Consider the following 12,455-nt stretch of genomic DNA (forward strand, 5'->3'; position numbering starts at 1 on the left):
CTTGGGCAAACCTTAAACAAAAACCTTATGCATCCTGATGTGCGGGATGTCATCCTCAAGATACCCCTCGCCTTCCTGAACAAAACCGTGGCTTTCGTAAAACTTTTTCAGGTATTCCTGCGCCGATATGGTAATGGCTTTCTGCCCGAAGTTATCGTAAATGCCCTGTATGGCAGCCCTCATAAGGTCGTGCCCCCATTTACGGTCGCGATAACCTGCATCAATAACCACCCTGCCTATGGATGGGTTGTCAAAATAGTACCCACTGTCAAACAAACGTGCGTAGGCCACGATTTTGCCGTTGTATTTACCCAATAGGTGTAATGCCTTGGTATCTTTGCCGTCAATATCCGGATAAACGCAGTTTTGCTCCACTACAAACACATTTGCGCGCAATTGCAGGGCTTCGTATAGTTCAGAGGTAGAAAGTTCGGTAAATCGCTTTATTTCGAATTGTATGCTCATAAGAATTTTGTGGAGCGTATTATGGCCTCAAGTTCCAGTAACAGGTCGCGCTTAGGCGACGACGGGCAGTAAATAAAACCCTCAATAACCATATAGCACTGGTTTTTGTTGTCGCGTATGCTGAAGTTGATGAACGGCCCACTCATAAAGTCGTTTTTCATTTCCCAGTTGCCACGGGTTTCCAGCGCGTGGTGGTCTTTAAACCCTGTCATAAACACCGATGGCGAATACGTAGCCTCGGTAACCATATACGTTTCCGGTTCACGGCCGTGTATGTACAGCGTCCCCACCGAATCGCGCATGCGAATGATGTTGTTAATCATATCGCGGTCTTTTTCCAGGGTTATGTACGGCACGCGGTACAGGAGCAGATTAGTATTACCGCCCTGAATTTCTTTTTTAAGCCAAACAAAATTCTCGTTTTTTATGGCGTACCGGTAGCTTTGCGGCACTTTAATACTCAGGCCGTATTGATTGGCAAAATACGTGGTATCACGCAGGCCAACTTCAATATCCTGTTTTTGCGCACGCGAAATCTCTCCCTGTTTTATCGTCCTGATGATTTCGTCACTGTACATCTGCACCGCCTCTATAAGCTCGGGCACATCCTTGCCGCTAAGCGTAAAAACATGCTGCGGGTTACAGTAACTGTTTTGCTTATATCGGTAATCCAGCTTTAAGCCTTCGCCCTGGTTGATGAAGATGATGTTACGGCCGTGCTTTATATCATCGTCAAGCAACTGGCCGCGGTACTGGTTCAGGGTAAAAATGGGTTCTTCCTGCACAAGGCCTTCTACCGGTGCGGCAAATTTTTTCCGAAGGCTGTCGCCTACAGCGCCATTCCAAAGCGCATCGCTTATGATGATGCTTACCTCATTTGGCCCGCCTTCCGATACATTTTGGTCATCGGTACCTTTACAAGACGAAAAAGTGCAGCTAATAAGTAACGCTAACGCTACTATTTGCTGCACTTTTTTCATGGTAAATATGTTAGGGAGCATTTCTTAGTTGTCTCCTACTTTCAGTTTCATTCCCGGCTGTAAACTTTCGCCTTTAATCTGGTTCCAGTCCTTAAGGTTATCTACCGTAACACCCGGATGTTTCCTTGCAATACTGAACAGTGAGTCACCTTTTTGTACAATGTACAAACGGGCTTCGTCATAGGTAGTATCACGCTTTTTCGGTTGCGAAGCCACCGCAGTATTCGCCTTTTGCTCGTTAGCAGGCGCATCACAATCAGCAGCCGCTATAGCAGGGGTATCTTCGGTTTGTTCTTCTTTATCCTTGTTGTCCTTAGCCGCTACAACTTTGGTTTTATCAGCTGTTTTAGCCGTAGCCTTGGCAGCCTTTGTAGTATCGTTAGCAGCAATAGCCGATTCAGGTTGCTCCTCAGCAATAATACGTTCTTTAACCGTGGTTATCTTCTGTATTTTCAACTTCTGCCCCGCCCTGATGTTAGTACCCTTAATCTTGTTCCACTTCTTCAGTTCGGCAAGGCTTACATCATACTTATCGGCAATAGCCCCAAGGTTGTCGCCACTTTTTACGATATACGTTTTTGTGGTAACGTTGGTCTTTTTCTGGTATTTCGATTTATGCTTAGATGAATTTGACGCTATAGCAGTGCTGTCCTTGTCAGGGTTACCCACCCAGTAAGGCCTTTCGCGCTTGGTACCTTCGTGGTCTATGTAAGCATAAATGGCGTTTTCATTTGAAGCAAATAAACCGATTTTATCTTTCGGAAGCCTTAGGTAATGCGCCTTTGCACCCGTAAACGGAATTACATCAAGCTTATAGATAGGGTTAAGGAACTCTAATTGCTTAACCGGTATATCCAATAGTTCTGATATCTGCCTGAACGACATCTGGCGTTTTACCATTACCGTATCGGTTTCAAAATACGTAAGAGCGGCTTTTTGTCCTTTAAGGCCGTGCTCTTTGGCATATTCGTAAATGTACATGGTAGCCATGAATGCAGGGTTGTACGCCTGGGTTTCGCGTGGCAGGTTTTTACGGATATTCCAGTAGTTTTTGTAGTTACCACTGCGGCGTATGGCTTTGGTAACGTTACCCGGGCCTGCATTGTATGATGCAAGTACCAAATCCCAGTCACCAAAAATATTATACAGGCTGGTAAGGTACTGGCAGGCAGCCTCGGTAGCTTTAAGAGGGTCGCAACGCTCATCTACGTAGCTGTTTACCTCCAGGTTGTACTGCTTACCCGTAGGGTACATAAACTGCCAAAGGCCTGTAGCGCCCACCGGGCTTTTAGCCCTTGGGTTCAGTGCACTTTCAACAATAGCAAGGTACTTAAGTTCCAGCGGCACATTGTATTTGGCAAGGTGCTCTTCAAACATCGGGAAATAGTACTCACTTATCGCCATCAGCCTCTCGTAGCTGCGTGGGCGGTTTTTAAGGTACGATTTTATAATGTTTTCTAAGCCTTTGCTGTATTCGATGTTAAACGGCGATGTAGCATCCATTTTGGCCAGCCTGTCTTTCAGTACATCGGTGCTCAGCGCCCTGTAATCTACATCAACATCGGGGTTAATGTTTTTCAGGTCGTTTTGCATGTCCTCAAACAGGTCGTCGTTGGCCAGCTCGCCCATCCACAGGCTGTCGATACAGGCCATTTCGTGGTTACGCACAAAACTTCCTTTTATCGAATCAAGGTATGAAACTTTTACATACGGCCTGGGCGATATCTCCGTTTGGGCCGTTTCCTGGGCAAAAAGCCCCGCTGAAACCAGCGCCAACATCAACGACAATGTTCCTCTTTTCCTCATAATTTACTCCTCACTATAAATTACGTGCCTTTTGGGGCACAGACCCATGTATAACACCGGCCTTCAGGGTTTTATTGTATTATTTAACTATTCCAGTATAGCAGCTATACCCGGAAGGGTACGGCCTTCAAGCATTTCCAGCATGGCACCGCCACCTGTAGAAACGTAGCTCATCTTCGGCTCAAGGCCAAATTGTTTTACCGCAGCTACAGAGTCGCCGCCGCCTACAAGCGAAAACGCACCGTTAGCTGTAGCCTCGGCAATGTACTCGCCAAGGGTTATAGTTCCATTAGCAAATTTCTCCATTTCAAACACGCCGATAGGGCCGTTCCAAAGGATGGTTTTGCTTTGCAGTATTACTTCTTTAAAGTTTTCAAGGGTTTTTGGTCCTGCGTCAAGGCCTTGCCATCCGTCCGGTATTTCCTTAACATCAACAATCTGGGTGTTAGCGTTAGGGCTGAAATCATCAGCAGCCACTACATCCACAGGGATGTGCACCTGTACGTTATGTTCTTTGGCTTTAGCCAAAATTTCGTGTGCAAGGTCCAGCTTATCAAGCTCGCAGATAGAGTTACCTACGTTTCCGCCAAGGGCTTTAACGAAAGTATACGTCATACCGCCGCCTACGATAAGGTGGTCTATTTTATTCAGGATGTTCTCTATAACCGTGATTTTTGTAGAAACCTTACTACCGCCAAGGATAGCCGTTACAGGTTTCTCGCTGTTTTTAAGCACTTTGTCAAGGCTCTCTATTTCTTTTGCAAGCAGGGTACCGAATACCTTAGCCTCAGGGAAGAATTTAGCGATTATGGTAGTAGAAGCGTGTGCACGGTGTGCCGTACCGAAAGCGTCGTTTACATACACATCGCCCAGTTTTGCTAGCTTGCCTGCAAATTCCTCATCACCGGCTTCTTCTTCAGCGTAGAAACGAAGGTTTTCAAGTAGCAGTACTTCACCCGGCTGTAGTGACGCAGCAGCAGACTCAGCTACTTCACCGATACAGTCTTCAGCAAATTTCACTTCCTGTCCCAGTACTTCACTTACTTTAGCTGCAATATGCTTAAGCGAATATTTTTCCTCTTTGCCTTTCGGGCGGCCCAGGTGGCTCATAAGTATTACGCTGCCACCGTCTTCCAGGATTTTATCAATTGTAGGTTTTGCAGCTACGATACGGGTATCGTCGGTTACGTTAAAGTTCTCATCCAGAGGAACGTTGAAGTCAACACGTATTACAGCTTTTTTGTCTTTGAAATTGATGTCTGAAAGGGTTTTCATAGAGTTATTTATGTTCTGTTTTAAGTATGGTGAAATGCAAATATAGGTTTTTGTGTTAATAATAAGCCAAATAATTGTTCATAAAGATTTTTGCAATTCTAATAAATATCTGATTTACAAATAAATATATAAGTGTTAAAGTTTGGTTTTTTGCATGAAACGGAAATAATCTGTAACGAGTTGGGCAAGGATATTTTCGCAGAAATCGTTTGCGCAATTTTTTGGCTAAGAGCTTTATAAAGAAGATTTTTGTTAAATTTTGATTGCTTTCTTCACATGCCGTCTTTGCGAGGAGGCACGACGAAGCAATCTAATTTTTTATCTAATAATTTAATGATGAGACTGCCGCGCTTCGCTCGCAGTGACGCAACGTGAAAAACGCAACGCAAAATCCCGAATTTATGGTGGAAAGTATTACATCCCCTTCTTCCTGTAATCCGTAGGTGAAATACCTTCCCGGTTCTTAAAAATGCGGTAAAAACTGGCTTTCGACTGGAAACCCGAATCATACGCTATAGAAACCATGGTATACTTTTCGGCATCGCCCGCATCCAGGCGGCGCTTAACCTCGCCTATGCGGTAATCGTTCACCAGGTCATAAAAGCTGGTATCCAGGTATTTGTTTAGTAGTTCTGAGAGCTTTTTGTTGGAAATGCCCATTTTATCCGAAAGGTCAGTAAGGCTCAGTTCTTCGTTCAGGAATACCTTGTCGTTTTCCAAAAGGGATAATAACCTGCTTTTAAGCCCCTCTATTTCAGGCGCAGAGAAACTATCCAGCTGCCCGGTAACGGTTTTTGCAGGGGTTTCTGTTACGGGTGCTTCAGGTTCGTGAAAAATTTCGGGTTGTGGTGCCTTGCCGCTTATTTTATCCAAAAGGAAATCGGGCATCAGTATCTGCGCCTGGAACATGCCTTTGTAACCCAAATACAGATACATGGCTATGTAAATCAGGGCAATGATAGTACCTATATTCCACTCGATTATGGCAAAGAAAAATTCGTAAACCGTACAGGCGGAATCGGTTGTAATAATCACCACAAAACCGATAATAAGGTACCGGTACCAGTCCAGGTTGTTTTTATCTAAAGCCGAATAGTTTTCCTGGAATATCTTTTCTATCCGCACCAAAAAACGCCACGTAAGCACAAGGTAAACGGCAAAAAAAGCATTCTCCGCAAGGTTAAAATAACCCTCGGCATTGTTGTAGAATTTATGGAAGGGCGTAAAATAATCGGTAGCCATGGCTACAGACAGTGGTATGTTTATGCACAAAAATACTGCAAAAAACGGTATCAGGTTCAGCAGCATGGGCTTTACCAGCTGTTCTTTCGGGAAGATGATGGATTTTAGCAGGTACAGTATCATAGGACCCAGCAGGTAACCTACCCCATGCCCGAAAAGTATGGCTATAGCCCCTATGGGCCTGGACCTGTGCAGGTAGCCGTAATAATACAGCAGGAAGAAAAAAGCGCTGGCAAAGAAAACGATGAGCAGCTTTTTAGAAAAGCCTGCTTTTTGCTTTATCAGGAAAAAGATGAGCAGGCCAAGAAAAGACATCCCGGCTATCAGGCAAAAGTCGATAAACATCTCCCAACTTTCCATGGGCGAAAAGTAGAAAGTATACGACACTTTTACAAGCGATTAGCCGGAATGTTTACAAAAAACTATTGATTACTGATTGATGATCCTAAAGTTATTCAACCCTTCCACCGCCAGCGTATACACACCTGCCGGGAGGTTTTGCAGGCTTACGGCATTATCTGCCAATAGCTTACCTGCTGCTATTTTCCGCCCGGCAACATCGTACAGCGTATACGGCGTTCCGTTAAGGTTTTGTGCCGCATGCACATACGCTAAGCCGCTTGCCGGGTTAGGGTACACAAAAACATCTTGTACAAATGCGGGATTATCGGTACCCATTAGCGGCATTTCCAGCTTTATAAGGTAGGTATCCCTGTAGCCAAGGCTTTGCGTTGGGAAATCCTGGCCCGCTATGGGGTTAAGGTCTACAAATGTTTCCAGCGCACCTGAGGTATACAGGTTACCTGCCGCATCACTGCGTAAATGGTGACTGTCTATGAAATTAGCTCCGCCAAACTGGAAGGCTGCTGTAAAATTACCGTTGGCATCAAGCCTTGCTATAAAGTTTTCATCAGCGTTTTCGGTTTCCTGGGTAAGTACAGTACTTCCGAAAGTTATACTATCTTCAAAAAAACCCGAAACAAAGGTTTCCCCGGAATTATTTATTGCCAATCCAAAACCGAAATTAGGCTGGGCAGAAGCAAACGGATGTGCCCATGCCACACCGTCGGTAGTATTGGCTTTCAGTACAAAACCTTTAGTAAACGTACCCGAGTTAAAGCTGATTTCATTTTCAGTATCTCCATTAAGCACCATTTCCCCGCTAAAAGAACCCACGATGTGTGCATTACCGTCAGCATCTATGGCAATGTCCCTGGCTATGGCTTCAGACGGGGCTTCGCCCAGCTTGGTCGCTTCCTGTAAATATCCATCGTTGTTAAGATGCATCAGGAACAGGCCACGGTAGTTGCTCTCCGTAAACAGGAAAGACGCTTCCACAGGATTAGGGTTAAAATCAGCCATTTCCCTGAACTGCCCGGTGATGTACATATCGCCATTGTCCTGTACTTTCATAGCCATGGGCAGGTCGATATCATTTCCTCCAAAACGCTGCGCCCAGCTAAAACTGCCCTCAGCATCATATTTTACAATAAATCCGTCGCAACTGCCCGATGAGGTAAGCTCTGCAGCTTCTCCTGCCGGGTTAAAGTTAGCCGTATCGTAAAAGTAGCCTGTAAGGTATACGTTCCCGTCAAGGTCGGCACCTATGGCAGTAGTTTCTTCATAGCCTGTACCGCCTATCGATTTGGCCCAGATAAAATCACCATCCGCTTTCAGCTTTATGACGAAAATATCCTGTTGCCCCGCAGAGGTAAGGGTAGTTACGCCGGGACCCGGGTCGGCATCAAAGCTTTCTTCAAATACCCCGCTGATGTACACATTCCCTGAATGGTCTGAATAAACTGCGGTACCGTAATCAAACGAAGCGCCGCCAAAGCCCTTCACCCAGATAAGGTTTCCGTTAGTATCGGTCTTGGTTACAAAAACATCGTACCAGCCGTTAGATGTCATGGTTACATTGCCAAAGGTGGCCGTATCGGTATAGTAGCCGGTAATGTAGGAGTTGCCGTCGCCGTCTACCGCAAGCGAACGGACTACATCCTCCCCCTCGCCACCATACCTCCTGGCCCAGGTAAACGATTGTGCTGTGGCCGAAGCCGCTGCCATGAGGCCCATGGCAGTAATAAGTAAAGCTTTTTTCATTTTCATAGTCTTGTGTGGTTTTGTTGCTGCAAATGAAGCCAGAATACCCCACACAACGTTCTTATCGGAAGCAGTGAGACCAATTATCAGCGTTTTTTAACAGTATTATAGGGCCATCAGCTATGGTCATATGAAAACCTACAAGGTTTTTGAAACCTTGCAGGTTAAACTCCCGCTACAACTCCTGCAAGGTCTTCGAGACCTTGTAGGTATAATTTAGCGTAAAAATTGATGGCCGTAACTCTATATGGGAATTATATACCTTTCGTAACTCAGCAACTTTTCTTATATCTTTGCCCTATGCTTTTCTCACAAATTTTAGGGCAGGACCACATAAAAAGCCACCTGGCTACCAGCGCCGACAGCGGCCGTATACCCCATGCACAGTTGTTTATAGGCCCCGAAGGCAGCGGCACACTCCCTTTGGCTATAGCCTATGCGCAGTACATACTTTGCGGAAATACCGGCGGCGAAAACCAGGGCGGCAACGCAGCCTGCAACCTGAAATTTGAACACTTTTCGCACCCGGATTTGCATTTTGTATTTCCCGTGGCGGCCAATAGCGAGGTGAAAAGCCACCCGGTGAGTGCGAACTTCCTGAAGCACTGGCGTGAGTTTATTACCGATACTCCTTACGGCAGCCTGTTCGATTGGTACAAGAAAATCGACATTGCCAACAAACAGGGGCAAATAGGCGTGGATGAGGCTACTGAAATTATGAAGTCGCTTTCGCTGAAGGCTTTTGAGGGTGGGTATAAAGTCATGATTATCTGGATGGCCGATAAAATGAACACCGCCACCGCTAACAAGTTGCTGAAATTACTGGAAGAACCGCCGCAAAAAACGGTGTTCATCCTAATAGCCGAAAGCCAGGACGATATACTGCAAACCATATTGAGCCGTTGCCAGGTATTACAATTTAACGCCCTGCCGGAACAGGTGATAGCCAAAGGGCTTGTTTCACGTGAAAAAACGGAACCGAACACGGCAATGAAGCTGGCACACCAGGCACAGGGCAACTACAATAAGGCCTTACACTTACTGCACAAAACCGAGGACGAGTTTCCGTTTGAGGAATGGTTCATCATGTGGGTACGCGCTGCTTTCCGTGCCAAGGGTAATGCCGCTGCCATACACGACCTGATAAGCTGGAGCGAACAGATAGCAGGCATTGGCCGTGAGGCACAAAAGCAATTCCTGAACTATTGCATCGATATGTTCCGACAGGCGTTGCTGCTGAATTATGGCGCTAAGCCGCTGGTATACATGGAACCATCGGTAGAGAATTTTAAACTGGAAAAGTTTGCGCCCTTTGTAAACGGCACCAACATTACCGAGATTTTTAAGGAGCTGAGCGATGCCTTGTACCACATAGAACGGAATGGTAATGCCAAGATTATCCTTACCGACCTGTCTATAAAGCTGACACGACTTATCCACAGGAAGTAACAGCTGTTATGATGTTCCATTTCGACCGGAGCGCAGCGAAGTGGAGAAATCTTAAAATATTGATTTGTAAGAATATTTTTCTCTACCCGTAAAAAGTTAATACACTGCAAAGCAAAGTTTTGCTATTTTTGAAACCTAAACAAACACAATACATGGAAACGCATACCCAAACTGCAATAATCATAATACTGGCTTTTTACGCCGTAACGTTCATACAATCGGGCTACGATAAAATCATGGACTGGCAGGGCAACGTGGGCTGGCTGAAAGGCCACTTCTCTGCAACCGTTATTAAAAACATGGTGCCTGCTTCACTGATGCTTATCCTTGTACTTGAAGTACTTGCAGGTGCCTTTGCCGTTATCGGTATTGTAAAGCTGCTTATGGGCGAAGGTGCAGATTTTGCCTATTATGCCGGCATCCTTAGCGCTGTAACGTTACTGTTCCTGCTGCTGGGCCAGCGCCTTGCCAAAGACTATGACGGTGCCCGCACCATAGCCATTTACTTTGTACCGGCAGTATTGCTGCTTAGCTGGGTATAGTTTAGATCGTTGGATTTTTAGATTGTTAGAGCTTTAGACAATCCGATTAACTTAGACTTAAAAGTAATTCCTTCAGAATACAAAAGCCTGTAAAGCAAGATGCTTTAAAGGCTTTTTGTTTAAAATATGTTTTTGCTTTTACTTCAAATTGCACATCCACGCATCAACAAATTAACTTAGCCGATACTCGCCTGGTACAACCGTAATTCACCATAGGTAAACTCCTCGCCATACTTTTCCTTAAGCGGGCCAAGGGCCTTTTCGGTATAGCCTTCAAAAGCTTTCGCCAGTGCCGCTATCTTATCTTCGGGCAATACTTCCCCTATTTTTATCTTTCCGGCCTGTATAAGCCCCGCCAAATGGCTCAGTATCGTTGTTTCAGTAAGTTTGCGTGCTCCTGCTATTTCTTTTATGCTTAGCCTTTGTTGCCATAGTTCAAAGGTTTCTTCCAGCGTGGATTTCTTTTTCTCAACCTTTTTCTTCTTAGGCATGTAGCGTTCGTCTTCAAAATCATCGTCGTCTTCATCTTCTACAAGCGCTACCGGGTTTTGCTTCATAATCTCCACAAGGGCAGCAATTTTATCGGCCTTATACGTTTGGATTTCAGGGGTACTAAGGCTTTCCCTGTCTATGGTTTCACCCGATGCCAAAACCTCTGCCAACTTCCGCGCCCGCAGTAACTTCAACACCGCCGTAGTTTGCATTTGCTCCAGCTCAGTCAGTTCGCCAAAAAAAGCTTTGGAACGCTTCAGCTTCCTAACCTCCAGCATTTTGCTGTACAGGCTGGTAGCTATGCTGTCCATGGTAGGGTAAAAATAATTCACGGCAGCAGTAACACGCTCCTGTACAAAATTCACATCCACCTCTTCTGCGCTAAAAATACGGTCGAGTTGGTTAATGAATTTACCCGAAGCATCAAGCAGGCTGTGTATGCGGTCTTCCTGCTGGCGCGCCCATTGTCCATGCGGTTTTTTTCCGCTTTTTTCGCCTTCAAAGTTATAGCTTACTTTATGCTTTTGCCACTGTTCAGCAAGTGGTGTCCATAAAAAGCTGTCTTTCAGGTAACGGAGTGCAAAACCAAATGTTTCCCGACGCAGCGAAGCCGCAAGTTCGTCTTCCCCTGCCCTGCCCTGTGCATACTGCATTACCTCCTCGTCGTTGCTAATGCCGTTCATTTGCATCGGAGAAAGCAAAATAAGCCCCTCTAACGAACGTAAACGCGAAAGAGCCACATATGCCTGTCCCGGCATGAAAACCTGGCTTACATCGAGCACAGCTTTGTCAAACGTTAGTCCCTGGCTCTTGTGGACGGTTATGGCCCATGCCAGCCGCAACGGATAGTGCACAAACGTACCCAGTACATCCTCTTTTACTTCCTTGGTATTTTCGTCCACGGTGTAGCGTACGTTTTCCCATTCGTATTTTTCTACGGCAATTGTAGCGTTATCTTCAGGAAACTGTATCAGTATCTCATTATCCGTAAGCGATTTAATGATACCAATCTTTCCATTGAAATACCTTTTCTCAGGCGAAAGGTCATTCTTAATAAACATCACCTGAGCCCCCACTTTCATCTTCAGCATTTGCTCCACCGGGAAAATCTTCTCCGGGAACTCGCCAACAATTTCAGGCAGGTAACTGTATTCCTTAGCTTCCAAATCTTCCAGTGCACGGGCATTCATGGTATCAGCCTTGGCATTATGCGTGGTCAAGGTTATATAGCCGGGGTGGTTTTTCAGGTCGAAACCACGGTCTACAAACTCATTCAGCACCGCAAGGTCGTCTTTGGTAATGATATTATTACGCAGGTTGTTCAACACCCCGATAAAACGTTCATCACTTTGACGGTAAATTTTATCGAGCTCTATGTACAACGGTGGGTCTTCCTGCACTACATGGCTGTGAAAGAAATATTTACCCTTATAAAAATGTTGTAATACCGTCCATTCCTCATTTTTAACAACAGGCGGCAATTGTAGTAAATCTCCTATAAATAATACCTGCACACCCCCGTAAGGGATATTCCGTTGGCGGATACTTCGTAGCGAATAATCTATAGCATCAAGTAAATCAGCGCGGAGCATACTCACCTCGTCTATTACCAAAAGCTCCATGTTTTGTATCACGGCTTTTTTTTCGCCACGCATAGTAAAGTGCCTTTTTAACGTAGATTTATTTTCAAATCTCACAAAATCAGATAAATAATCCTGGCTATACGTAGGCAAAAACCCTGAAAACGGCAGCTGGAACATGCTGTGTATGGTAACCCCGCCCGCGTTAAGCGCAGCAATACCCGTAGGTGCCACCACCACCACATTCTTCTGTGTAGTGCGGATGATTTCCTTAAGCAATGTGGTTTTACCCGTACCGGCCTTACCGGTAAGGAACACACAACGGTTTGTCTGGTTTATAAATCGCAGCGCATATTCGGCTGTAGATGAACGGGTTTGCATTGTGATTGGTTTCTAATTTACGAAAATAATCAATTATATAAGAAAATAATAATTTAAGCAAAAATATTTTGTGCCCAATTATTTGCCAAAAATAAGAAAAGGGCAACCGTAATGGCCGCCCTTTAGCATATATAGTTTTA

At 45.2% G+C, this 12,455-nt stretch carries 9 protein-coding genes; 2 read left to right on the forward strand and 7 right to left on the reverse strand.

Going from position 1 to position 12,455, the window contains the following annotated elements; genetic code table 11:
- Positions 1 to 12: 12 nt before the first annotated feature.
- From ACZIX4_RS05485 to ACZIX4_RS05510, 6 genes are all read right to left on the reverse strand, one after another.
- A complete protein-coding gene (locus ACZIX4_RS05485; protein WP_463334607.1) occupies positions 13 to 465 on the reverse strand; it encodes a GNAT family N-acetyltransferase in 453 nt (150 codons plus the stop codon).
- On the reverse strand, positions 462 to 1,445 hold the full coding sequence (locus tag ACZIX4_RS05490; protein ID WP_463334608.1) for a DUF4837 family protein: 984 nt from the start codon (positions 1,443 to 1,445) through the stop codon (positions 462 to 464). The genes ACZIX4_RS05485 and ACZIX4_RS05490 overlap by 4 nt, the downstream gene beginning before the upstream one ends.
- 24 nt (positions 1,446 to 1,469) lie before the next feature.
- The gene (locus ACZIX4_RS05495) at positions 1,470 to 3,251 is read right to left on the reverse strand and encodes a lytic transglycosylase domain-containing protein (RefSeq protein WP_463334609.1); all 1,782 of its coding nucleotides are present in this window, start codon (positions 3,249 to 3,251) and stop codon (positions 1,470 to 1,472) included.
- Between the two features lie 87 nt (positions 3,252 to 3,338).
- Positions 3,339 to 4,526: a phosphoglycerate kinase gene (locus ACZIX4_RS05500; RefSeq protein ID WP_463334610.1), complete on the reverse strand. Its 1,188-nt coding sequence runs from the start codon at positions 4,524 to 4,526 to the stop codon at positions 3,339 to 3,341.
- Between the two features lie 414 nt (positions 4,527 to 4,940).
- Entirely contained in the window at positions 4,941 to 6,155 is a 1,215-nt protein-coding gene (locus tag ACZIX4_RS05505; protein ID WP_463334611.1) for a helix-turn-helix domain-containing protein, read from the reverse strand.
- 42 nt (positions 6,156 to 6,197) lie between these two features.
- The gene (locus ACZIX4_RS05510) at positions 6,198 to 7,871 is read right to left on the reverse strand and encodes an SBBP repeat-containing protein (RefSeq protein WP_463334612.1); all 1,674 of its coding nucleotides are present in this window, start codon (positions 7,869 to 7,871) and stop codon (positions 6,198 to 6,200) included.
- A 300-nt stretch (positions 7,872 to 8,171) separates the two neighbouring features.
- Here ACZIX4_RS05510 and ACZIX4_RS05515 point away from each other — a divergent pair, with 300 nt between their 5' ends.
- Together ACZIX4_RS05515 and ACZIX4_RS05520 are read left to right on the forward strand one after the other, a co-directional pair.
- Complete coding sequence (locus tag ACZIX4_RS05515) at positions 8,172 to 9,320, forward strand: DNA polymerase III subunit (protein ID WP_463334613.1); 1,149 nt, start codon at positions 8,172 to 8,174, stop codon at positions 9,318 to 9,320.
- A 152-nt stretch (positions 9,321 to 9,472) separates the two neighbouring features.
- Positions 9,473 to 9,862, forward strand: coding sequence for a DoxX family protein (locus tag ACZIX4_RS05520; RefSeq protein ID WP_463334614.1), 390 nt, complete (start codon positions 9,473 to 9,475; stop codon positions 9,860 to 9,862).
- 176 nt (positions 9,863 to 10,038) lie between these two features.
- On the opposite strand, the gene ACZIX4_RS05525 is transcribed toward ACZIX4_RS05520, so the two are convergent.
- Complete coding sequence (locus ACZIX4_RS05525) at positions 10,039 to 12,315, reverse strand: helix-turn-helix domain-containing protein (RefSeq protein ID WP_463334615.1); 2,277 nt, start codon at positions 12,313 to 12,315, stop codon at positions 10,039 to 10,041.
- Between the last annotated feature and the right edge of the window lie 140 nt (positions 12,316 to 12,455).

The sequence above is a fragment of the Flavobacterium niveum genome (assembly GCF_055231775.1).